Annotated in this window: 19 protein-coding genes and 1 other annotated feature; of the genes, 16 read left to right on the top strand and 3 right to left on the bottom strand. The window is 45.5% G+C overall.

Going from position 1 to position 20,294, the window contains the following annotated elements:
• Nucleotides 1-78 precede the first annotated feature (78 nt).
• The 3 genes from feoB (at nucleotide 79) to AC0MXB_RS16715 (ending at nucleotide 5,175) form a co-directional block, all read left to right on the top strand.
• Entirely contained in the window at nucleotides 79-2,454 is a 2,376-nt protein-coding gene (gene feoB / locus AC0MXB_RS16725; RefSeq protein WP_474040864.1) for a ferrous iron transport protein B, read from the top strand.
• A 211-nt stretch (nucleotides 2,455-2,665) separates the two neighbouring features.
• Nucleotides 2,666-3,031, top strand: a complete 366-nt coding sequence (locus AC0MXB_RS16720) for an ArsR/SmtB family transcription factor (protein ID WP_474040944.1) — start codon at nucleotides 2,666-2,668, stop codon at nucleotides 3,029-3,031.
• Nucleotides 3,032-3,045: 14 nt separating this feature from the next.
• Nucleotides 3,046-5,175, top strand: coding sequence for a heavy metal translocating P-type ATPase (locus AC0MXB_RS16715; protein WP_474040863.1), 2,130 nt, complete (start codon nucleotides 3,046-3,048; stop codon nucleotides 5,173-5,175).
• A gap of 94 nt (nucleotides 5,176-5,269) precedes the next feature.
• Here the strand turns inward: AC0MXB_RS16715 and AC0MXB_RS16710 are convergent, their stop codons facing one another.
• A complete protein-coding gene (locus AC0MXB_RS16710) occupies nucleotides 5,270-7,066 on the bottom strand; it encodes a heme NO-binding domain-containing protein (protein WP_474040862.1) in 1,797 nt (598 codons plus the stop codon).
• A gap of 181 nt (nucleotides 7,067-7,247) precedes the next feature.
• Between AC0MXB_RS16710 and trmB the strand changes: the two genes are divergently transcribed.
• The 4 genes from trmB to AC0MXB_RS16690 all read left to right on the top strand — a co-directional run bounded on the left by trmB (nucleotide 7,248) and on the right by AC0MXB_RS16690 (nucleotide 12,537).
• Complete coding sequence (trmB, locus tag AC0MXB_RS16705) at nucleotides 7,248-7,889, top strand: tRNA (guanosine(46)-N7)-methyltransferase TrmB (RefSeq protein ID WP_474040861.1); 642 nt, start codon at nucleotides 7,248-7,250, stop codon at nucleotides 7,887-7,889.
• Nucleotides 7,890-7,954: 65 nt separating this feature from the next.
• Nucleotides 7,955-9,181, top strand: a complete 1,227-nt coding sequence (locus tag AC0MXB_RS16700; RefSeq protein WP_474040860.1) for a DUF2935 domain-containing protein — start codon at nucleotides 7,955-7,957, stop codon at nucleotides 9,179-9,181.
• A 129-nt stretch (nucleotides 9,182-9,310) separates the two neighbouring features.
• Nucleotides 9,311-10,489: a putative lipid II flippase FtsW gene (ftsW, locus tag AC0MXB_RS16695; protein ID WP_474040859.1), complete on the top strand. Its 1,179-nt coding sequence runs from the start codon at nucleotides 9,311-9,313 to the stop codon at nucleotides 10,487-10,489.
• A gap of 80 nt (nucleotides 10,490-10,569) precedes the next feature.
• Nucleotides 10,570-12,537 carry a penicillin-binding protein gene (locus AC0MXB_RS16690; RefSeq protein ID WP_474040943.1) on the top strand — a complete coding sequence of 656 codons (1,968 nt, stop codon included), beginning with the start codon at nucleotides 10,570-10,572 and terminating at the stop codon, nucleotides 12,535-12,537.
• Nucleotides 12,538-12,582: 45 nt separating this feature from the next.
• Here AC0MXB_RS16690 and AC0MXB_RS16685 read toward each other — a convergent pair whose 3' ends face one another.
• Nucleotides 12,583-12,837, bottom strand: coding sequence for a small, acid-soluble spore protein, alpha/beta type (locus AC0MXB_RS16685; protein ID WP_474040858.1), 255 nt, complete (start codon nucleotides 12,835-12,837; stop codon nucleotides 12,583-12,585).
• Between the two features lie 117 nt (nucleotides 12,838-12,954).
• On the opposite strand from AC0MXB_RS16685, the gene hypA reads away from it, so the two are divergent.
• Genes hypA through AC0MXB_RS16665 form a run of 4 tightly spaced genes read left to right on the top strand, consistent with a single transcriptional unit; the run spans nucleotide 12,955 to nucleotide 14,949 of the window.
• The gene (gene hypA / locus AC0MXB_RS16680; RefSeq protein ID WP_474040857.1) at nucleotides 12,955-13,296 is read left to right on the top strand and encodes a hydrogenase maturation nickel metallochaperone HypA; all 342 of its coding nucleotides are present in this window, start codon (nucleotides 12,955-12,957) and stop codon (nucleotides 13,294-13,296) included.
• A 1-nt stretch (nucleotide 13,297) separates the two neighbouring features.
• Nucleotides 13,298-13,966, top strand: a complete 669-nt coding sequence (gene hypB / locus AC0MXB_RS16675; RefSeq protein ID WP_474040856.1) for a hydrogenase nickel incorporation protein HypB — start codon at nucleotides 13,298-13,300, stop codon at nucleotides 13,964-13,966.
• Nucleotides 13,967-14,173: an aspartyl-phosphate phosphatase Spo0E family protein gene (locus tag AC0MXB_RS16670; protein ID WP_474040855.1), complete on the top strand. Its 207-nt coding sequence runs from the start codon at nucleotides 13,967-13,969 to the stop codon at nucleotides 14,171-14,173.
• Entirely contained in the window at nucleotides 14,170-14,949 is a 780-nt protein-coding gene (locus tag AC0MXB_RS16665; RefSeq protein WP_474040854.1) for a CheR family methyltransferase, read from the top strand. The genes AC0MXB_RS16670 and AC0MXB_RS16665 overlap by 4 nt, the downstream gene beginning before the upstream one ends.
• A 55-nt stretch (nucleotides 14,950-15,004) precedes the next feature.
• Here the strand turns inward: AC0MXB_RS16665 and AC0MXB_RS16660 are convergent, their stop codons facing one another.
• The gene (locus AC0MXB_RS16660) at nucleotides 15,005-16,162 is read right to left on the bottom strand and encodes a D-alanyl-D-alanine carboxypeptidase family protein (protein ID WP_474040853.1); all 1,158 of its coding nucleotides are present in this window, start codon (nucleotides 16,160-16,162) and stop codon (nucleotides 15,005-15,007) included.
• A gap of 43 nt (nucleotides 16,163-16,205) precedes the next feature.
• On the opposite strand from AC0MXB_RS16660, the gene AC0MXB_RS16655 reads away from it, so the two are divergent.
• The 5 genes from AC0MXB_RS16655 (at nucleotide 16,206) to AC0MXB_RS16635 (ending at nucleotide 20,203) form a co-directional block, all read left to right on the top strand.
• On the top strand, nucleotides 16,206-16,925 hold the full coding sequence (locus AC0MXB_RS16655) for a polysaccharide deacetylase family protein (RefSeq protein WP_474040852.1): 720 nt from the start codon (nucleotides 16,206-16,208) through the stop codon (nucleotides 16,923-16,925).
• 83 nt (nucleotides 16,926-17,008) lie between these two features.
• Nucleotides 17,009-17,271, top strand: a binding site (T-box leader).
• A gap of 52 nt (nucleotides 17,272-17,323) precedes the next feature.
• Nucleotides 17,324-17,902: a tryptophan transporter gene (locus AC0MXB_RS16650; protein ID WP_474040851.1), complete on the top strand. Its 579-nt coding sequence runs from the start codon at nucleotides 17,324-17,326 to the stop codon at nucleotides 17,900-17,902.
• The gene (locus AC0MXB_RS16645) at nucleotides 17,899-18,738 is read left to right on the top strand and encodes an energy-coupling factor ABC transporter ATP-binding protein (RefSeq protein ID WP_474040850.1); all 840 of its coding nucleotides are present in this window, start codon (nucleotides 17,899-17,901) and stop codon (nucleotides 18,736-18,738) included. The genes AC0MXB_RS16650 and AC0MXB_RS16645 overlap by 4 nt, the downstream gene beginning before the upstream one ends.
• Nucleotides 18,732-19,544 (top strand): energy-coupling factor ABC transporter ATP-binding protein, encoded by an 813-nt coding sequence (locus tag AC0MXB_RS16640; protein WP_474040849.1) that lies wholly within the window; start codon nucleotides 18,732-18,734, stop codon nucleotides 19,542-19,544. Before AC0MXB_RS16645 ends, AC0MXB_RS16640 begins: the two co-directional genes overlap by 7 nt.
• Nucleotides 19,544-20,203, top strand: coding sequence for an energy-coupling factor transporter transmembrane component T (locus AC0MXB_RS16635; RefSeq protein ID WP_474040848.1), 660 nt, complete (start codon nucleotides 19,544-19,546; stop codon nucleotides 20,201-20,203). The genes AC0MXB_RS16640 and AC0MXB_RS16635 overlap by 1 nt, the downstream gene beginning before the upstream one ends.
• Nucleotides 20,204-20,294 lie beyond the last annotated feature (91 nt).

Raw genomic sequence — 20,294 nt, 5'->3', positions numbered from 1 at the left:
AGAAAGTATAGCTCAAAGAAATTTCAGTTATTATAATCCAAAAGTTAGGATAGGCTAACTCGTTAAAAGGAGAGAATCATGGAACGTAAACAGGTGACAATTGCTCTTGCTGGTAACCCGAATTCAGGCAAGACTACTTTATTTAATCAAATTACTGGCGCCAGACAACATGTGGGGAATTACTCGGGAGTTACTGTCGAAAAAAAAGAAGGCTACCGCAATTTTGGCGGCTGTGAGCTGTCAATTATTGATTTACCAGGAACCTACAGTTTGACAACGTATTCGCCAGAAGAATTAGTCGCACGCAATTTTATTGTACAGGAAAAACCTGATTTAGTAGTCAATGTACTTGACGCTTCAAACTTAGAAAGAAATTTATATTTGGCGCTGCAACTGCTGGAATTAGGACGACCTATGATATTTGCGTTGAATATGATGGATGTAGCGAAGTCACGCGGTATTACGATTGATGCGGCCGCCTTAGCCGAGAAGTTCGGTAATATTCCTGTTGTAGCTACCGTGGGCAGCCATGGCAAGGGTGTGGAAGAACTTTTACAAGCTATGGTTACGCCGCAACAGGCGCTTGCTTTTTCTATTTCTTATGGTGAAGGAATCGAAGCGGCGCTGTCAAAGTTGCAGTCGCAAACCGGGGCTTATGAGACGGAACTTAAATTTCCCGCACGCTGGCTGGCTTTAAAACTCTTAGAAAATGACAAGGATATACAAGCAAAGATTACTACACTCGCTGGCGGAAAAGAACTTGTAGCGCAAAGTCAACAATTGCGGCAGGAGCTTATCGCTGAATTGGGTGAAGATCCGGAAATGGCCATTGCTGCGAAACGCTATGAATTTATTTCACAAGTTTATGGTGCAGTGACTACGGTCAATAATCCTCATCAGGAAACGACATCTGATAAAATTGATAAGATTCTTACGAATCGACTCTTTGGGATTCCCATTTTTCTCGGTCTTATGTGGGTTGTTTTTAATCTTGTGTTTACGCTTGGCGCAATTCCGCAAGATGCTTTGACAGACGCAATCGGTAATTTTGGTAAATTTGTTGGCCAGTCTTTGCCTGATGGTAATTTAAAATCTTTATTAGTTGATGGGATTATTGGCGGCGTTGGTGCAGTAATTTCGTTTATTCCGCTGATCCTTATTTTGTTTTTTGCGATCTCCTTACTAGAAGATACGGGCTATATGGCGCGGGCTGCTTTTGTTATGGATAAGATTATGAATTTAGTAGGGCTCCATGGCAAATCCTTTATTCCGCTGCTGCTTGGTTTTGGCTGTGCAGTGCCGGCGATTATGGGGACCAGAACTTTGGAAAATCCTCGCGATCGTCTTGTGACAATTCTCGTCACACCGCTCATGAGTTGCAGTGCTCGTTTGCCGATTTATAGTGTTTTAATTGCTGCTTTCTTTTCTAATGAGGTAGCTGGAAACGTACTTTTCTCAATTTACTTACTTGGTATTGTCTTGGCATTGATCATGGCGAGAATTTTTCGTTCCGTTTTATTTCAAGGCGCCACAGAACCCTTTATCATGGAATTACCGCCTTATCACATGCCCACCTTCAAAGGTGTTTTGATCCATATGTGGGAGCGTAGCGTCCTTTATTTGAAGAAAGCCGGTACGATTATTTTAGCAGCATCTATTTTGATGTGGTTTTTAACGAATTTCCCTGATGATGTAACTTACTCTAAAGACTATGAAGCTCTGTCTGCTCAGGCCGAAGCGGCGTTTACGCAGCAGGTGGAAGAAGAAATTCAGCAGCCTCTGGCTATTGCTAATTTGGAAGAGAACGAAGCTCTTAACGAACTTATTGAAAAAATTACGGCGATTCATGATGATTTTGATGAGAAAACAGCCGATTTAGACGAAGATTCTGCTGAGTATGCGGCAGTTGCGACTGAGCGAGATGCGCAGCTTGCTGAATTAGAAACGGCGAATCCAGACTTGTTTACTTATGCTTCTCACTATGTAGAACTGAAAGATGATCTCAAAGAAGAGCAAGACAAGCTAGAAGAAGAAAAGGCTTCGGAAAAAATCAGTCAAAGTTATGCTGGTATGATCGGTCATTTCTTAGAACCGATTACAGCGCCTATCGGTTTTGACTGGAAGATTAATATTGCCCTTGTATCCGGGTTTTCGGCGAAAGAGGTTGTTGTAAGTACGCTAGGGACAATTTATAGCGTTGGCGGCGATGCTGAAAAGACCGTACCGCTACAGGAAGCTCTTAGCAAAGACCCGGCCTTTAATCCGCTTGTGGCTTACACTCTTATGGTATTTTGCCTTGTATATTCGCCTTGCCTGGCAGCCATTGCTACAATTAAACGGGAAACGAACTCGTGGAAGTGGGCTATTTTCGGCTCCGCCTACTCTACAGCCTTAGCTTGGTTTGTAGCCTTTATCGTCTATCAGACGGGCCTGTTTTTTGGCATCGGTTTATAATAGTTCAGTGAATAATTAGTCGAATCGTTGCGCAAAGGAAAGTGCCGCCAGATGAGAATCTGGCGGTTTTTTCTTTGCTTATTGACAGCAAGTGATGTAATGCCATATGATATACATATGAACATATATTCATATGTTGGAGGGTGAAACAATGAGAAGTATATTAGAAGATCATAGTATCGAACAAGAGTCGTTAGAAGCGACTCCCGTCTTGCAAAATAGTAGCAGTGGTGACTTATGTGAAACGCTGTGTTTTCACCCCGAAACAATTTGCCTGGCTAGGGCGGAATTGTTAGCTGAGGGCAAAGTGCAGCAGCTTGCTGAAATCTTTAAGATTCTTGGCGATCCGACGCGGATTCGGATTGTCCATCTCTTATCAAAGCAGGAACTCTGTGTGTGTGATATTGCGGCAACGCTGCAACTTGGGCAGTCAGCTGTATCGCATCAATTGCGTATCCTGCGAGGCGCTCGTGTCGTAAAATATCGTAAGGCTGGTAAAGAGGCTTGGTACAGCCTCGATGATGGTCATGTTATGGCGCTCTTATGTCAGGGGCTCGATCATATCAACCATTTGTGATAAGGGGGAAGGTTATGGAAAAGGCATTTGTAATTGAAGGCCTTGATTGTGCGGATTGCGCGGCTCATCTTGGCGAGTTAGTTGGAAAAATACCTGGTGTCGCTTTAGCAAAAGTGAATTTTACGGCAAGTAAGCTGCAAGTGATTTATGATGAAAATAGAGTCACTGTGGCGACGATTGATAAAGTGGTTCGTACGATGGGCTATCAAATGATTGATAGCCAGACCGCGAGGCCCAACGAAAAAGCTACAACAAACTGGTTTAAAAATCGTAAATTTTTTATCGTTGCTGCTTCTGGCATAGCCCTTTTGCTGGCAAATCTCTTAGAAGGGCTAGGACAGATTTCTTTGGCTGAGGCCTTTTATCTTGGGACTATGGTAATTGGCGGCTATCCTGTGGCGAAAAGCGGGCTTTATAGTCTAAAGCAGCGGAGTCTTGATACGAATTTTCTTATGCTGCTAGCAGCGATTGGCGCGGTAGCGATTGGTCAGTGGAGTGAAGGCGCTACGGTGGTCTTTTTATTCTCGCTAGGGAATTTACTGCAAGCCTATACGTTGTATAAGACTCGTTCTTCTGTGAACGCGCTTTTAGATTTAACGCCGGCGGAAGCGCTGGTACAGCGCGATGGGCAGGAAATTCGTCTGCCTGTCGAAGTGATTGAGATTGGTGATCGTGTGCTAGTCAAACCAGGGGAACGAATTGCTTTAGATGGACATATTTTAAGCAGCGCCACATCGGTGAATCAAGCGCCGATTACTGGCGAGTCTTTGCCTGTCGATAAAACCATTGGTGATACTGTATATGCTGGTACGATCAATGGCGAGGGCGCTTTTACCATGACAGTGACTCAGTTGGCTTCCGAGTCGACTGTAGCTAAGATTCAGCAACGCGTTGAAGCGGCTCAGGCGCAAAAAGCGCCGATTCAGCAGCTTGTGGATCGCTTTGCCGCTTACTATACGCCAGTCGTTATAGCCGGGGCTGTCCTGATGATGACAGTGCCGCCGCTCGTGTTTAGCGAGCCGTTTCAACCCTGGTTTTATCGGGCGTTGGTGCTGCTCGTCATTTCCTGTCCCTGCGCTCTCGTAATTTCTACGCCTGTGTCGATCGTCGCTGCTTTAGGAAATGCCTCGCGGCATGGTATTTTAGTGAAAGGCGGGAATTATTTAGAGGCCGCTGGCATGGTGAAATCGATTGCTTTTGATAAAACGGGCACACTTACAACTGGAAAACTTACGGTTACTGATGTACTTCCCATTGAGAATACGAAAACAGCGGAATTATTACAGGTTGCTGCCGCTTTAGAGCGGTGGTCAGAGCACCCCATCGCGAAGGCGATTATGGTAGAAGCCAAGCGCCTCAATACTTTAGAAACGGCACTAGAAGCGAAGGATTTTCAAGCTTTGCCTGGGCGAGGGGCTAGGGCCGAACTGGCTGACGGGACCCTTTTATACGGTGGCAATCGTCGTCTCTTCATGGAACGGAACTTGCCGCTGACCTTAGCAAGCGAGGCGGCTATCGCCTTAGAAGAAATGGGGAAAACAGTTGTTTATTTTGGCTCAGACAAAGAGTTCTATGGCGTAATTGCTTTAGCAGATCAAGTGCGAGAGCAAAGCAAAGCCACCGTTGCTTCGCTGCAGTCGTTAGGGATTGATTCCATCACGATGCTTACGGGCGATAATAGGTTAGTCGCAAAAACAGTAGCTGATTCACTAGGACTTCAGCAGTATTATAGTGAGTTACTACCCGAAGATAAAGTTACGGCGTTAAATAGTATTATCGCGCAGCAAGGGCAAATTCTGATGGTCGGCGATGGGATCAATGATGCGCCTGCTTTAGCCACGGCGCAAATCGGCGTAGCTATGGGGGCTGCTGGATCTGATGCTGCGATCGAAGTTGCTGATATTGCCTTACTCTCTGATGATCTTAGTAAACTTCCGTATTTAATCAGACTCAGCCGCCAGACTATGGCGATTATTAAACAAAACATTGTCTTTTCGATTGGCCTTAAAGGACTATTCGTAGTGGGAACTTTTTTCGGCATCGTCAATTTATGGCTGGCTATCTTCGCTGATATGGGCGCTTCGCTCTTAGTTACACTGAATGGGATGCGACTTTTGCGAGAGCAAAAATCAAGACTTTCTTAAATATAAAATATAAAGAGCATTTACGCTTGGCCTGAGGCTTAGTCGTAAATGCTCTTTGTTTTCATAACAATGCGTTAATTGGGGACTCTTATTATTAGGTACGATAATGTTTCATATCGGCACTAAAGTTGCGAATGACTGCTTTAAACTCAGTGATCTTTTCAAGCATGTCGCGTAACTTTTCATCGTAGATATGCACAGCAGAACTCATTTCCTGACTGGCTGCCGAGTTTTCTTCGGAAATCGCGGCGAGCGATTCGATTTTATCAGATACACGGTTCAGGCCTTCCATTTCTGCTTCCAGTTTATCAATCATATCGACAATGTTGTTAGCAACTAAATGAATATTTTCCACATGGCTGTTGTTCACATTTACAACATTGCCAAGCTGTTTGCTTTCTGTGTCGAGAATATCGAATTCTTTTTCGATGGAGAGGACGACTTCGCCGATCGTGCCTGTTAATATTTTTAGATCGCTAGAGATTTGTTCCGAGTGTTCGTGGGATTGTTCGGCTAATTTTCGCACTTCTTCGGCGACGACAGCAAAGCCGCGGCCTTGTTCACCAGCCCGGGCTGCTTCAATGGCGGCATTGAGAGCCAAGAGATTTGTTTGTCCGGCAATTGCTGCGACCATATTCGTGATTGCCGAGATATTGGTAGCCTGAGACTGGAGGTCTTCGGCGGCATTTTTTACTTTGGCAAAATGGACTAAGCTCGCGCCGATTTTTTCGCTGGAAGCTTGCACATCAGTGAACCCTTTATTGATTTCAGCAACGGCTGTTTCCAGACGTTGTTTATTCAAGGTTTGTTGAGTCATGACATCTTTTAGCGTATCAAGATTGCCTGTCAAGATTTCTACAGCGCTTTCTGTTTCTTGGGCTTGGCTGGAAGCCGCAGCAGCTACATCTTGCACTACATTCGTAATGCCTTGGGAGGTATCGCTCATGCGGTCGGCAAGACCGTTAAAATCATCGGCAAATTTGCCCATTTCATCAGTAATGCCTTTAAAGCCTACAAAGTCGCCTTTTAGCAGTTGTTTATAGCGGCGAATCATGGCAAAAATAGTTTCCAATTCATCAGAGGACTTGATTTTTTCTTCGGGAATATAGTTGCGTTCCTGCAAGTTTTGCAAGTCTTGTTTTATGGCCGATAACGGCGCCAGCAGTAACTGGGAAGCGCCGAAGGCGGAGAAGCCGCTGACGAGAGCAAGCCACAGCGGAGCGTTTAGACCAGCCAGTGATAAAAGACCGCAAAGAACGAGAGTTACAAAACCTGTAGCAAGGCCAGCTTTGGCCGCAAGCGATTTGAAGATACCAAAGGCGAGAAGCTGGTTAAAGAAATAGCTTTTAGTATAGGAAATCGGTTTATCAAAAGTCAGTTTTAGCTTTAAAGAATCACTGGTCTGTTCCACTTTTTCAATTTGAATTTTTTCTTTAAAATGCTCGGCTGATCCGGCTAACAGGCCGCGGAAATAACCGAACATAGCTCGCTTCGAACGATAACTAATAATGGCTTCACGCTCTGAGATAGGATTAATTAATAGTTCCGGTGGATGGGCGCCGGCAATCCGTTTTACAATGACGACATGAATGTCGTAAATAGAACGAAGGAAAGAGTATAGATTTTCTTTTTGGAAGAAGGCGGGGTAGAAGCGAAAGAACGTTTTGATATTATCTTTGCCAATTTCAAGCCAAATATCATCAGCACTTTTTCCCGCATGCTGCGCAATAAAATTTACGAATTTTCCCGGTTTATCATCAGGAATATCTTCAGTCATGAGAAAAATTTTATCGCGCGGCCAGCCGACGGATTCCATGGCTTGACCCGTCAGATCGTTGCCCCATAGTTTCTTTGCTGTATCCATCCAAGTACTTACTACTGTCGCTTTCATGTATATTGCTCACTCCGATCTGCATTGAAAAGATTTCTCTTTGGCATACTATTCGCCGGAAGCTTTTGTTTTCCTGTTAAATTTCGCCTTTTTTCGCCGGAAAGATACCAAAAGACTAAAAAGTATCGTAAAATAGAAGTCTGAAGTTTTCAGAGGATAATTTTTAGACGAGGTGAATAATTTGCGCCTGAGAAAGCAAGCTTGGATTGTCGAAGCAATTCAGGAATATAGTGACTTAATTGTAAATTTGAATGAATCTGTGAGTGCCGACAATTGGAATCAGATTTTCGGCAAATCTGGTGAGATCTATGTGGAAGTGGGTACAGGGAAAGGCCGCTTTATTACGGAAATGGCGGCGCTTCATCCTGATAAGCTCTATGTGGGCGTCGAAGCTCAGCACGATATTATTTATTTTGCTGCTCGCAAAGCGAGAGAAAAAGGGTTAAAAAATGTGCGGTTTTTATTAATGGATGGAAAATTACTTACAGAACTCTTTGCACCGGGATCCATAGCCGGACTTTTTATTAATTTTTGCGATCCCTGGCCGAAAAAACGCCATAGCAAACGACGGTTGACTCATCGCAGTTTTTTTTCTGTTTACAGCGGCCTGTTGCAAATGGGCGCGCCGCTCTGTTTTAAGACCGACAACCGCGATCTCTTTGCTTTTTCTTTAAATGAGTTTGCCGACTGTAATTTAAAATTAAAGCATATTTCTCTCGATCTCCATAAGGAAGAATGGGATGAAAATGTAGAAACAGAGTATGAAGCAAAATTTAGTGCCTTGGGACAGCCAATTTATCGCTGTGAGGTCTATTTTTCCTGAACATTCTGTGCTATTTTTGCATAAACCTATAGTAGTTGAAAGTACTGCAATAGGGGAGTGTTAGTATGCCGCGTCCGCCTTTTGCCAAAACGGCAGTGCCGCTGTCGCCGCCTACAGGCGATCAGGTACGGTTTTGGCTGCACATTTTAGAAGAACATGCTTTGTTTATTCGTGCCGGTCTGGCGGGAGTGCAGTCCGCCTTGGCTGAAAAAGCGCAGGCTTTTTATCAGGAACTTCGCGCTCTGCGCCGTCGTGCTGATGAATTGCGGCGTCCGGTTGAAGTGGTCGATCAGGCATTACCTGTAATGATGAATTTTTATCAGTTTCAGCGGCAGCTTCTCAACCGGATGATTACCTGCGAACTCTTAAGCCATTTGTATCCCTTGCAAATCGATCACTTGCTGCGGGAAAATGCTTATGCTGTAGGTCTATTTGAAAAGATCAGAGACAATCGGCCGCTCCTACAGGCGACAAAAGCGCAAGAAAATCTTTTCTGGGTTCGCATTATGGAGGATCATACGCAGTTTATGGGAGCTTTGGTGGATCCGTCAGAGCGCAATGTGATTGATACGGCGCGAAGTTTTACGAAGGAGTTTGATGAAATTTATTTGCAGGGCCGCGATTTTGTGTCCATGCTGGATCGGCGGCACCAAGATATTCCGGCTTTTTTGCGTTATCTAGCTGATACGCGACGGGCGACGCTGCGACTCAGGGATTTTAAAAAATTGGCAGAAGAACTTATTGCGCAGTGTCGACTACTGGGAATTTTGCCACGAGAATTGGCGGATCATTTGCGACGGGAAGCGGAGCATTATTTGAGTGTTCTGGCCATGTTAGAGAAAGCTTGTTTGTCTTCACAGCAAATGGTTGAGCCGGAGCTTTATCCGTTTACGCCTGAAATGACTTTGTCGCCAGAGCTGCTCGGATTGCAGGCGGAAAGCGATGCAGAAGCTGTTGCTGAGAATGAGGAACCTATGCCCTGTTATAGCGGACTTGATACAGCGAATCGACCGAAATGGGCTCATCAGTACCAACAAAATAGCGGTGAATGGGAAGAAGTTGTGCCGCGAGAAGAACCAGAGCCAGCGGCAAGCGAACGGGATGAAGCGACAGAAGCAGCTCCCGTGCTTATCACAGAACTATCGCAAGAGTTACACAAAGAATTAGCGGAAGATACCATTGAACCCTTAGGGGAAGACCTTGCAGAAGACCCGAAGAAAAACGAAGCAAAGCCAAAGATGAAATGGTCACATCAATGGCCGCGCCCCTTAGTGAAGAAAATAAAACAGTAAAAAAGTCCTGGGCTAAAAGCAGCTCAGGACTTTTTCCTCTAGCGGTTTAGAGCAGGAAGATTTTCTGAAGAAGTAGAAGTGAAGAGGTAGAAGTGAAAGTGTAGTAAAAACCAAGAGGAGTTTATGATTGTGAGAAGTATACCGCAGTTTTGGCGAAATCCCGTGGAGGCGCTGCTTGTTGTTACCATGTTACTTGTTTTGTTTGGTATGGTGAATGTTTTTAGCGCCAGTTTTGTAGCGGCTGGGCAGCAATTTCATGATAGTTATTTTTATGTAAAGCGTCATTTGATGGTTTTAGGGATTGGTTTGATTAGTCTTATTTTTTGCGCTAAAATTGACTATCGGCGGTGGCGCGGGCGTCCCCTTAATTATCTAATGCTAGGAACGCTGCTCGTACTGATTCTTGTGCCGATTATGGGGCTGGACGCAAATGGGGCGAAACGTTGGATTCGTCTAGCGGGCATTAATTTTCAGCCTTCCGAGGTGGCGAAACTGACAGCGGTGCTCTTATCAGCCGCCTATTTAGGGCCGCGCATTGATCGTCATCGCCATATTACCTTGTTTTCTCAGCCCATTTATGTTTCTTTGCTAATGGGGGTTATGGTATTAAAGCAGCCCGACATGGGGACAGCTGTGGTCATAGCGGGAATCAGTCTGTTTTTGTATGTTATAGCCGGAATTCCTCGCCAGCAGATACTAGGCTTATTTGTGTCTTTTTGCGTTGCTTGTGTCTATCTTGTGTTTGCCGCAGCCTATCGAGCCGAGCGAATTGCGGCGTGGCTTGATCCTTGGGCCTATCAGCAGGGGATTGGCTATCAGACGGTACAGTCGTTACTAGCCATTGGGTCAGGCGGCTTTTTTGGTACTGGTTTTGGGATGGGTTCAAGTAAATTCTACTATCTGCCAGAAGCTCATACCGATTTTGCTTTTGCGATTCTTGCTCAAGAAATGGGCTTTGTTGGCGCCGTCTGTGTTATTTTTTTACTTCTGGTTATTGGGATTTATGGGGTGCGGATTGCCCTTAAAGCGCCTGATGGCTTTGGTACGATACTCGGACTTGGTTTAACATCGCTCATTGTTGGGCAGGCTGTTGCTAATATTGCGATGGTCTGCGGTGTCATTCCTGTCACTGGGGTGCCGCTGCCCTTTATCAGCTATGGCGGTACATCCTTGCTAGTGAATATGACGGCTATCGGTATGCTCATGAGCATTGGCCGCTATGGCGGCGCGGAACGACCTAGTTTATCGGAAGTTGTCCCCTTAGAGCGACCACGGCTTAAGTTGGTACGACGTCGCATTGAAGAATAAAAACGGCAGGGAAATACCTGTATTTCGTGGAATAAAAATAGGTAAGTAAAGTTTTATGAAATCATGGGAAGTGTGAATTGATGCGTATCCAGACGGCCTCGCTTAAAGGGCGTATTGCCCTGACTGTAACTGTTTTCTTAGTTGTGATTGCAGGCTTAATTGGCCGGATTGCCTGGATTCAGTTTGTTGATGGTAAACAATACAGTGAAAAAATGAAAAATCAACTTCAGGAGAATTTAAAGCTGCAGTCGCCGCGCGGCACAATTTTTGACCGCAATGGCAAAGAGCTTGCTGTCAGCAGTCTGAATAAATCCTTATATGCCAATCCTAGTGAATTTAACGGTGATCCTGATACGGTCGCAGCGGAGCTGGCGCCAATCGTCAATGAGAAACCCGAAGAGATCGTTGATGTTTTAAAATCCGGTAAATTCTTTGTGTATATACATCGAACATTAGAGCCAGAGCAATATAAGCAGGTAAAAGCGTATATTGAGCAGCATAAGCTGAAAGGGCTTTATTTTGTTGATGAAAGTAAGCGCTATTATCCTAATGATCGCTTGGCTGCGCAGGTGCTCGGTTTTGTTGGCACTGATGACGTTGGGCTTGATGGGCTTGAAATGAGCCTTGACAGTACGATCAAAGGGAAAAATATGCAACAGCTTGTCGATACGGACAACTACGGTATCCCTATTTTTAACTCCGTTTTTACCTTTACACCAGCGAAACAAGTAAAGAACGTATCCCTAACGATTGATAGTAATATTCAGTTTATTGTGGAGCAATGTCTTGATCGTGGGATTGCTATGACCAACGCTAGAGCGGCTACTGTTCTCGTTATGAATCCCAAAACGGGCGAGATTTTAGCTATGGCCAGTCGACCGACTTTTGATCCGAATCATTTTGATAAGGCTACGGCTGCGGCTTGGCGAAACCGTGCGTTATCTATTGTCTATGAACCGGGATCTACCTTTAAATCGGTGGTAGCTGCCGCCGCGCTGCAAGAAGGGCTCGTATATCCTGATGAACGGTTTACCGATCAAGGTTATGTAGAGGTGTCAGGACGGAAAATACAAAATGCCGATGAAGAACGATTAAATAATACGTCCTTTACCGATATTATTAAAAAATCTCTAAATACAGGCTTTGTCAAAGTGGGTATGCGTATTGGCGCTACGCGACTCATGGACTATACCCGTAATTTTGGTTTTGGCAAGCCCACAGGAATTGAGTTGCCAGGCGAAGAACAGGGTATTTTATTTAATCCGGCCGACATGAGACCGTCAGATCTGGCTACCATGTCGATTGGGCAAAGTATTGCTGTCACGCCGCTGCAACTGATTACTGCGGTATCGGCTATTGCCAATGACGGTTTGCTGTTAAAACCTCATATTATTAAAGCGATTTACAACCCTGATGGTTCGACTGTGGCAACAAAATTGCCTGATCCGGCGCGTCAGGTCATTACGCCAGAAACAGCCCATACGTTGGTATCTCTTTTGGAAAAAGTGGTGTCTGAAGGCGGCGGGGTGAAAGCCCAGGTAAAAGGATATCACTTTGCCGGTAAGACGGGTACGGCTCAGCGATTAAATGAAAAAAATGGCGGCTATGAAGAAGGCCATTACATTTCTTCTTTTGTTGGCTTTGGCCCAGTAGAAGATCCCGCTCTATCGGTTCTCGTTGTACTTGATGATACGGGGGGCGACTCTTATTATGGCGGACAAATTGCCGCTCCTGTCTTTAGCGACATTATGACGCAGCTTATGCGTTATTTGGAAATCAGACCAATTGGCGGCAATGTGCTGCCCCAAGTACCGCCGACCCAAACAGCGACAGCGCCGAAAGATTCACAAGGTTCCTTGCCGCCAGTACCGCCAGGCAAGATTCTGGTGCCTTCGGTAGCCGGTAAGACCATTCGTGAAGCCGGTCAGATTTTGGCAAATAGCGGCCTTTGCTTTATTCCTGTTGGCTCTGGCACTGCCGTCAATCAAAACATAGCACCGAATCGGGTTGTTGAGCCTGGGGCGGAAGTTGTTGTTATCTTTGAATAAGTAAAGGACGGCCTCAGCCGTCCTTGCGATTAGACCCTTTTAGCTTTAGCTGTTAGGATCCATCTTTGCGGTAAGCGAACCTGTATTTGCCTCTGACGAGCCGCCCATGCTGGCTTCGTACTGTGCAATCATTCTTCTGACCATATGGCCGCCGACGCGGCCGCAGTCAGCGGAGGTCATGGTAGCCCAGCCCTGGTTTTTAACATTATCGGCAATCCCAAGTTCTGTGGCCACTTCCATTTTCATACGGTCCAGAGCATTTTCGGCCGACGGTGTAACCGGTTTATTGCTTCTTGCCATTGTAGTTCACCTCCTTTTGTGTTACTACTTCTATTATCGGGATTTGGCGCTTGAATTATGCTTGGTGTGGCTTGTCAAATAGTTGCACAAATGTCAGTAAAATCAGAGAGGGATATTATGCATGAAATGGCCATCGCCGAAGGAATTTTAGATCTTGTAAAAGACATGCAGGCGAAATACGAGTTTCGGATTGTTCGTGAAGTCCATTTGCTTGTTGGCGAAATGGCTGGTGTGGAGGCTGATTCTCTTTTTTTCTGTTTTGAAGCCGTAACGGCAGGGACTTTTTGCAGTGGCGCCAAATTATTTATTCAAAAGACGCCTTTGATTGGTTCTTGCTGTGAGTGCGGCAAAGAATTTCCTATAGAGAACTATAAGTTCCTTTGTCCAAGTTGCGAGTCAAGAGCTGTAACGATTCTGTCAGGGAGAGAGCTTAAGGTAGATCATTTGGAGGTGGATTGACATGGAAGTCAAGGTTATGGAAAACATTCTCGATAAAAATGACCGTATAGCTAGGTCGTTGCAGCAGATTTTTGCGGAAAAAGGTGTTTTTGCGCTAAATTTGCTAGGATCTCCTGGTGCTGGCAAAACAACGCTTCTCGAAAAAACGTTAGCTTCGCTTAAAGATAAGTTACGTGTAGCTGTTATTGAAGGCGATTTATTTACGGCGAAGGATGCCGATCGCATTGGCGCTTTAGGTATACCAGTCATCCAAATTAATACAGGCGGCGGCTGTCATCTCGATGCAGCTATGGTCGAAAAAGCGCTTGCCAAACTGCCCTTAGATGACATTGATTTATTAATTATTGAAAATGTAGGAAATCTTGTCTGTCCTGCGGAATTCTTTATTGGTGAAGATGCGAAAGCAACATTGTTGAGTGTTACCGAAGGGGAAGATAAGCCGCTGAAATATCCGTTGATTTTTAAGGAAGCCGCTGTGGTTTTGATTAATAAAACAGATTTACTGCCTTATCTCCCCTTTGATCTTGCGGCAGCGAAAGAAGATATTACCACCTTAAATCCGACCGTTTGTCTGTTAGAGATTTCTTGTCAGAGCGGCGATGGTCTTGCCGCTTGGAGACAGTGGCTTTTGGATCAAGTACAGAAAAAACGGACGGCGAGGTCTTGTTAAATGGAGCGACTGCGGGAACTGGAAGTCGAGATTGAGCGTTTGCGGCGAGAACTTCATGTTCTGGTTCAATCTGAGCGAAGCCTCGCGTTAAGCTGTGAAGAAGTTACGCAGATGAGCCATTTGCTTGATCAGATTATTGTAGAATACGAAAAGCGAAAGACCAGGCAAAGAGCACAGTTTTGCCAGAAAGATGGAGGGATATTATGAGTGGAGATCAAGATTGGGAAAGTTTTAAACAAAAACTATTTGCAAAATCAAGTATTAATTTAAATGACTATAAGCCGGCGCAGATGCAGCGCCGGATCGGTAACCTCATGACTCGAAACGGTGTAACAAGCTATATGGCCTTTTTTGAACTCATTAACCGTGATGAGAAAATGTACAAGGATTTTATCGACTTTTTGACGATTAACGTTACGGAATTCTTCCGGACCCCTGAAAAGTTTGTTGAGTTAGAATCGACGGTTTTCCCGGAAATGCTTCGTTCTACGCCGAAGCTGAGCATTTGGAGCGCAGGGTGTTCTACTGGCGCTGAGCCTTATTCGATTGCCATGATTTTAGATGAACTTACGCCAAATACGCGTCATCGTATTGTGGCAACAGATCTTGACGTGGAAATGTTGGCCAAAGCGAAGCAGGGCCAATATGTTAATAATGAACTAAAAAATGTTTCGCCAGCTCGGATGAAAAAGTATTTCAAGCCTGTGGAAGGCGGCGCCGTTGTCAATGACGATATTAAAAACCGCATCGAATTTAAAAAGCATAATCTGCTGCTTGATCGCTTTGATACTGGCTTTGACTTGATTCTTTGCCGCAATGTGGTCATTTATTTCACAGAAGAAGCCAAAGATGGTTTATATCGCCGTTTCTTTGAGGCGTTAAAATCAAAAGGTGTTCTATTTGTTGGCGGTACGGAAGCCATTTTGAACTTCCGCGATATCGGTTTTCAGCACTACTTACCGTTCTTTTATCGGAAACCTTGAGTTACACTCCGAAATAATGACGAAGCTAACCACGCTTATGCGAGCTACGCTAGGGTTACAAGCCGCAGTTTGACAGCAGGCGATACGTTTTAAGTAACTGTGTCAGGAAGGCTTGTTCCAGTGAATCTTCCCGCACATCTTTCGCCGCGATGAGGTCCACGCTTTTCACGGCTTGCTGATCTTGAAAGAACACGATTTCACCAAGTTTTTGCCCCCGGTATACGGGGGCTTTTACTATTTCCGGCAAATGGTATTCGACTGTGGCGTTCTTTTTGTTTTTAGCGGCAATGACGAGGGCGGCGTCTTCGGCAGCCAGTGCATCAACGGCAGAGTCCAGTCCTTTTTCTATTAAAACAGGCGCAATGACATCACCGGAAGCGGCCACATCTATTAGGGAAAATTGTGAGAACCCATAATTTAATAAAGCCGCCGCATCATGCCAGCGGGCGCTGTCGTGGAGTACTACGGCAATCAGTTGCTGGTTGTCTTTCGTAGCGCTGGCAACAAGACATGGGCCTGCCCGTCCTGTTGTTCCTGTTTTTACGCCATCGGCTTCCGGCAGCATCCACAGCAGTTTATTCGTATTGCGTAGATTGCGGTCTGCTTCTTGACCGCGGCGGTCCGTCCAATCAATCTGCGTTTCTTTTAACCGTACAATGGCGGCAAAGGTCTGATTCATTAAAGCATACTGGGTGATGCGTGCTAAATCATAAGCCGATACGTAATGATCAGCGTGAGAGAGTCCGTGGGGATTTATAAAATGACTGCTGGCGGCGCCGAGTTCTAGCGCCCGTTGATTCATCAATGCCGCAAAGGCCTCCGTAGAGCCTGCTAAGTGTTGGGCAATTGCGACAGCCGCGTCATTGCCTGAGCGAAGTAAGAGGCCTGTAAGAAGTTCCCTCATGGTAATTTTTTGTCCGGCATAAAGCTGCATAGTAGAGCCTGGCGTAGCCGCTGCTGCGGGGCTTACTGTTACAACTTCGTCAAGGCGCCCGCTTTCGATCGCGAGTAGAGCTGTTAGAATTTTTGTCGTACTAGCCGGAGCTTGGCGTTTCGTACTATTTTTTTCGTATAAGACCTGACCGGTTCGGCCGTCTAGTAAAATCGCGGCCTCTGCTTTGATGAGCGGTGCTCCTTGGCAGGAAGCTGCTGGGTAGAGCAAAAGCCATGAAAGGAATACTAACAGACAAAAATATAAAACCTTTTTATACATAGGATACCTCCTGCTTGCATAAAGTTTGGTGGGGGTGGAAAGGGTGAAAAGGTGTATTTGGAAAACGCGCCGCACTGCTTTTTGGAGTGCCCTTGTTTTTGCTGTGATTGTATCGTTAGGCGCGGCGACTGACAAGCTGCAGGAAGAACAAAAAATGGTTCGCAGTGTTGCTACAACCCATCAAGTCGTTGCGCTGACTTTTGATGATGGTCCGAATCGCAAGGTAACGCCAGAAATTTTAAAAATCCTGCGGGAAAAAGGAGTTCACGCCACGTTGTTTTTGTTAGGGGTTAATGCCAAGGAACAGCCAGAGTTAGTGAAACAAGCCATTGCCGATGGCCATGAGCTAGGAAATCACGCATTTACTCATACCCTTTTAAGCAAACTTTCGGCTGATGCGATTGGGGAAGAACTTGACCAAACTGCTGCTGTAGTTAGACAGGAAACGGCCGTTGAGCCTGTATTATTCCGCCCGCCAGGCGGAGTAGCCAATAAAGCGGTGCTAGCTGCGGCTAAAGCAAGAGGCTATACGACGGTCACTTGGTCGGTTGACCCCGAAGATTGGCGTTGTCCGCCAGCAGAAAATATAGTGGAACGAGTCGTTTCGAAGGTAAAGCCTGGTTCTATTGTTCTCTTGCATGACGGACAATATCCGCTTTCGACGCCGGCGGCTTTGCCAACGCTCATTGATACGCTGCGTAGGGAAGGTTATCAGTTTGTCACAGTTAGTGATCTTTTACAATATGAAGAAGTTAGTCCTTGAGGAAAAGACGAAAGAATTTTTTTGCAATAAGGTCTTGACAAAAAAGCTGTTTTTTTTATATACTCATAACAACAATTGAAATAAAAATTTCGATGAACAGGAAGAGTACACAAGACCAGAAGAGTTCAGCGAGCCAATGGTAGTGAGAGTTTGGCGTCCGATCAGTCTGTCGAATGGGCCTGTGAGAAGCAGTCCGAGTCACCTTGTTGGTGAGGTAGGCGCTGCCGGAAACTTCTACCGTTACCTAGAAGCCAGTATCGGATTTCATTGTCCCGTACTTGGTAGAGCCGGATGACTATATGTCATCAATCAGGGTGGCACCGCGAGTTAACCTCTCGTCCCTATTGTTAGGAGACGTGGGGTTTTTTATTTATCATTTTTAGGGAGGATGAACGAAAATGAATGAAAAAGAGCTGAAACAGGAACCGATATTTACGAATTTTGATCAAAGCGAAGGAAATCGTTTCCGGTGGATTGCTGTGACGGCGCTTCTCTTAGCCATTGGCGCTATTTTACATTTCGTTGTTCCTAGTGTGGCGGGAATTTCGCCGAATTTTATGATCGCTATGTATGCTATTGCCATTAACTTGACAAGGCCGACGCTGTTACAATCTGGCGGCATTGGTTTAGTGGCAGGTCTGATTAATATACCCACTTCCAAATCGGCGTTTCCTTTTGCAAATATCCCGAGTGAACTTGCTGGCGCGCTTTGCTGTGCCATACTGGTTCATCTCTTTACAACAGCCGGAACAAAACGGTTTGCTTTTTTACCAGGCGTATCAGCCGGGATCAGTACGATCGCCAGCGGTGCGATCTTTACCTTAATTTTAAAGTTCGTGTTAGCGCTTCCTTGGGCCGTATATTTATATGGCATGTTACCTGTCGTTATCGCTGTTGCCGCGATTAATCTTGTGATTACGCAGCTCCTCTATTATCCGGCTGAAAAGCTCTTTCATCGTCAGGAGGAATCCCTTTGATCCGTTTTGAACATTTTTCCTACGGCTATGGACCGAAGAATTTGGCGCTGCAAGATATTGCGGTTGAGCTTGCCAGCGGCACATTGACAGTGGTGACAGGCTTGAGCGGCTGTGGCAAAAGCACGTTTTGCCGCAGTCTTTGCGGCTTAGTTCCTCACTTTTTCGGTGGTAGGGCGGCTGGCGACATTTATTTAAATGAAACTTCTATCGTGAAAAGTACGCTACAAGAAATTTCGCCGCAGGTGGCGATTGTCTTGGAAGACTATGAAAGCCAGCTCTTTAGCCTAACCGTTTGGGAAGAAATGACTTTTCATAACACACTGCCCTTAGCTGCCGCCAAGGAAAAAGTAGAAACCTATTTAGCGGCTGTGGGGCTTGCTGGTTTCGCTCATCGAGAAATTGCCGCTCTCTCAGGGGGACAGAAACAACGGCTGGCGATTGCGGCAGCGCTGATTCGGGAACCGCAGTTTTTTGTATTTGATGAACCAGCTGCGGCATTAGATCCCGAAGGGAAAAAACAGCTTTATAAACTGCTCCGTCGTTTAGCTGACGACGGGATGACGGTTGTGGCGGCAGAACAGGATCCACGCGATTTATTGCTACTGGCCGATCAGCTCTTAGTCTTGGAAGCAGGCAAACTTCGCTTTGCCGGAACGCCGCGATCTTTGGCGCCGACTTTAGAAACCGATAGCCTTTATCAGCGGTTTTTGCCTGATTTATGGCAGCTCAGAAGTCGAATTGGCGATGCGTCGCTGCCTTACTGGCAGACAGAGGAAGAAGCTAGTAAGGATTTGTTTTGCTATTTGCAAGCTGTAAAGGGGGAAAAACGGTGCTGACTGTAGCCGATCTACTCTTTCATTATAAAAGCATAGATTTTCAACTAGGGCCGCTGAACTTTTCGCTGGAAGCTGGTCAGTTCACCGTTCTTGCCGGTAAAAACGGCAGCGGCAAAACGACGACAACTCGACTGATTATGTCACTGGAAAAGCCTGATGGCGGCGAAATCTTATTTCAAGGAAAAAATATTACTTTCGCGAAAACGGCTGACAAGGCGCGCCATATTGGTTATGTATTTCAAAATCCTGATCTGATTTTCTATCAGAATACGGCTTGGGATGAAGTAAGCTATGGGCCGCGGCAGCTTAAGTTTTCACCTGATAAAGTCAAAGCAGTGACAGAGGCCGCTTTTGCCGCCCTGGAACTTACTGGCAAAGAGCAGCAAAATCCCAAACTGATGACAAAGGGTGAGAAACAGCGCCTAGCTATCGCCTGCGCTGTGGCGCTGCAGCCGGATTTATTGATTTTAGATGAACCGACTTGCGGTCAAGATATGGTATTTCGTACTCACTTGATGGAGCTTCTTAAAAACTTTTGCCGACAGGGGAAAGCGGTTCTCGTCATAACTCATGACCGGATGGTTTTGGAAAAGTATGCCGATCGCGTCATTGTGATTCAAGGCGGCAGTCTTGTTTTTGACGGTGAGCCACTAGAGCTGTTCCGCCATAATCAAGCTTTAGAGTGGGGGCTGACACTGCCGGTAGCTGCTGTGTTATCACAGAAACTGCAAGAGTTTGGCGTAGTAAGAACGGCTAGCTTAGAAGAACTAGCCCAAAGTATACGAGCGATAAGGGGGAATCCGTGATGGAACCACGCATCATTACAAAATTTTGTCTGACTTTGGCGATGACAGTTTGGGCGATTGTGTTAACTGATCCTCTTTATTTAGGCGGACTGGTTTTGGCCGAGCTTGTACTGCTTGCTGCTGTTGGGTTATTCGGTGATGGCAAGAAAGTATTGGGTTCTTTAGTTCTCTTTGCGTTATTTCTCGGCGCATTGCAGCTTCTGTGCGGCGCTTCTTATGCATTAGCTTTGTTGTCAGGACTGCGTATGCTGGCGATGACCTTTATCTTTGTTTATTTATTAAAGACAACAACAAGCAGTGAATTTCATCAACTGTTTACAGAAACCTTTCGGTTGGCGCCAGAATATGCTTTTATGCTCACTTCGGTTTTTCGGTTTATTCCCGATTTTGTCAAGGAAAGCAAACAGGTACGGGAGGCTCAGTCCTGTCGGGGTTATCAGGAAAAGAGTTCCGTTCTGGCTCGTCTAGCTGCTTATGGCGCTTTAATTGGGCCACTCGTGCTGCGCGCAATCAGTCGATCGGAAAATATGGCTATGGCGCTAGCACTACGCGGTTTTGCCGCGAAAAAAACGGAAAAAGGACCTGTGCTTCATCGTATTGATTACGGCTTTTTTTCAGGGATTGTTCTGGCTTCTGCACTGATCTTTTATATTCATTAAAATAGATAAGGCTGCTATATAATAAAAATGAAGTTTTAGCAAACCAGCTGATTGGATATTTTTCTAAGCGGCTGGTTTTGTTTTCTTACCC

The organism is Pelorhabdus sp. sgz311001, assembly GCF_055901755.1.
The sequence above is the reverse complement of the archived record's forward strand: the minus strand, read 5'-3'. Positions and strand labels throughout refer to the sequence as shown.